Below are 2,658 nucleotides of genomic sequence, written 5' to 3' on the forward strand. Positions count from 1 at the left end.
AGAGGTTAATATAGACAATACAAGGTCAACAAAAAGATGTCAAGTTGTATCCTTAACAAGGGAACAGTCAAACTAGGAGCCGTGTGAGGTGAAAGTCTCATGCACGGTTCTGAATGGGAGGGGAGGTAGGTGACGACCTTCTCGACCCCTAATAGGATCACATTACCGTGCGCTGTTATCGAAAAAATCAACAATTGCCCGAAGAAGATCAAACCAGAGGATGATAGAAAAGTTAGAATTACCCTTGCAACTATGACCCTAGATATTATCCCCGAAGGGGAAGAACGCAAAGTGGAAGCTGTCAGTAGTGCCGCCATTGATGGTGCGCCGATCGCCTATATTGTCGTCTTAGCGGCCATTGTCACTACTCTTTCTTTTATTCCCTTCTCCATTGTCCTCGCTTCCGGCGGTAGTATGCCCCTCAGTCAAGCGGTTTTTCCCCTCTTGGGTTGGTTACTCGGCCCGATCGCTGGAGCGATCGCTAGTGGCATTGGGTCCTTAATTGGGGCTTTCCTTGCCCCCTACACGGCAGGAATTCACGCTATTTCGGTCTTTGGGGCAATTATAGCCAGTTTTGTGGCGGGAACAATGGTTTTAGGCAAAAAACGCCGTTATTGGTGGTTAGGATTGACGTTAATTTTTCTGATTCCCCTGTTTATCTACGCTAACCGGGCGATCGGACTGAACGGCATTTCGCCACGAGTCTTTATTGCTGGGGCTTTCGTCGATTGGTCGGCTTTGGTATTATTTATCCTACCAACCCGGACTCTGTTTACCCATTGGATCAAAGGTAGCAATTTTGCCCTAGTAGCGGCGGGAATTTTTGGGGGTACTTGCACTGCCAGCGGCCTCTCCCATTTAGGGGTCGTCGCCATTACCTACTCGATTTTTAACTGGCCCGAAGAAGTGTGGATCGCTTTAATTCCGATCATCCCCGTAGAAAATCTGATTCGTTCCCTCGTCGGCATGGTGATCGGTTGTGGTGTGATTGCCGGTTTACGGGCGATCGGTCTGGTCAAATCACGAGAGGCGATCTACTAGACCTCTTGTAAAAATCAAAAATTGTTGTTAGGGTTAGGAGTCAGGAGCCGGTCGTCGGGAGTCAGGAGAAGAAAAAAGACAAGAGACGACTAGACTATCCATAAAACCTAAGATTATGTCGAATTTATCCGAGCTTTTAGATATTGTGACCCAATAGCGGCTCGATAACTTATTTTTGCAGGAGGTCTACTGAAATGGGAATACAGCAGTTATCTTAAATGGTGACATAGGAGGTTTTCCTTTTGGGGTGTGGGGTGTGGGGTGTCGGGACGGACGCAAGGGCAAGAATTGCCGCGTTGCGTCCAACCCCCCACCGAAAAAAAAGAGAACTAGCGTTTAAGCCAACTCATCATTGCCCGCAGATCTTGGCCGACTTCTTCGATCGAATGTTCTGCTTCTTGACGACGCATAGAGGTGAAACCCGGTTTACCTGCTTGATTTTCGAGGACAAACTCTCGGGCAAATTGTCCCGATTGAATTTCCCCGAGGATTTTCCGCATTTCGGTCTTAGTCGCTTCCGTCACCACCCGCGGACCGCGAGTATAGTCACCGTACTCGGCTGTATTGGAAATACTATCGCGCATTTTGGCCAAACCGCCCTCGACGATCAGATCGACGATCAGTTTCACCTCGTGTAAACACTCAAAATAGGCTAATTCGGGCTGATAACCAGCTTCCACGAGGGTTTCAAAGCCGGCTTTAATTAAAGCACTTAAACCGCCGCATAATACTGCCTGTTCGCCAAAAAGGTCCGTTTCTGTTTCCTCGCGGAAAGTGGTTTCCAAAACCCCGGCCCGAGTGCCACCGATACCTTTAGCGTAGGCCATCGCCCGATCGCGTGCTTGGCCGGTAGCATCTTGATAGACGGCGAATAAACAGGGGACCCCTTGACCTTGTTCGTAGGTACGACGGACGAGATGGCCCGGTCCTTTGGGGGCAACCATAACCACATCGACATTATCCGGGGGAACCACTTGACCGAAATGAATATTAAAGCCGTGGGCAAAAGACAAAACCTTGCCTGGGCTTAAATTCGGGGCAATTTCGTGGAGATAAATCGTTTTCTGCACTTCATCCGGTAAGAGGATCATGATCCAGTCGGCAATTTTAGCGGCTTGGGCCACATCATAAACCGGAATACCGGCTTCTTTGGCTTTGATGGCCGATTTACTGCCGGGATATAGACCAACAATCACATTAACGCCACTATCCTTGAGATTTAATGCGTGGGCATGACCCTGGGAACCATAACCAATAATAGCGATCGTTTTTCCCGCTAATAAATCTAAATTGGCATCCTCATCATAGTACATTTGTGCCATGAAACTCGCTCCTTAACTTCTTTTGTCACTGTGCAAACTCCTAATTATACGGGAAAATCACGCCCGTCAGAAGCATTTGAGCGCCGGTTTCCTGGAGTCAGGAAAAAATATTGTCTAGAAAAATTGCAATTTTCTCTGGAGAATTGGGTATTCTAACTAGGCTTGGCTGAATAAATCTAAAAACCTTGTTGGATAAGGTTTTTAGACTTTTCAAAAAGTGCCGACCATTGGAGTGATGGGGGGGAAAATTCCGGGACTTTTTCCCTGAAAATTAGGTAATTGACCACCTGAAAAT

General features: G+C 47.6%; 2 protein-coding genes. One reads left to right on the plus strand and one right to left on the minus strand.

Annotation, left to right across the window (positions count from 1 at the left end):
* Positions 1-252: 252 nt before the first annotated feature.
* The gene (locus IQ242_RS21980) at positions 253-1,041 is read left to right on the plus strand and encodes an ECF transporter S component (RefSeq protein ID WP_193961410.1); all 789 of its coding nucleotides are present in this window, start codon (positions 253-255) and stop codon (positions 1,039-1,041) included.
* A 329-nt stretch (positions 1,042-1,370) separates the two neighbouring features.
* Here the strand turns inward: IQ242_RS21980 and ilvC are convergent, their stop codons facing one another.
* Positions 1,371-2,363 (minus strand): ketol-acid reductoisomerase, encoded by a 993-nt coding sequence (gene ilvC, locus IQ242_RS21985; RefSeq protein WP_193961411.1) that lies wholly within the window; start codon positions 2,361-2,363, stop codon positions 1,371-1,373.
* Positions 2,364-2,658 lie beyond the last annotated feature (295 nt).

It is taken from the genome of Microcystis sp. LEGE 08355, from assembly GCF_015207185.1.
Classification (GTDB): domain Bacteria; phylum Cyanobacteriota; class Cyanobacteriia; order Cyanobacteriales; family Microcystaceae; genus Microcystis; species Microcystis panniformis.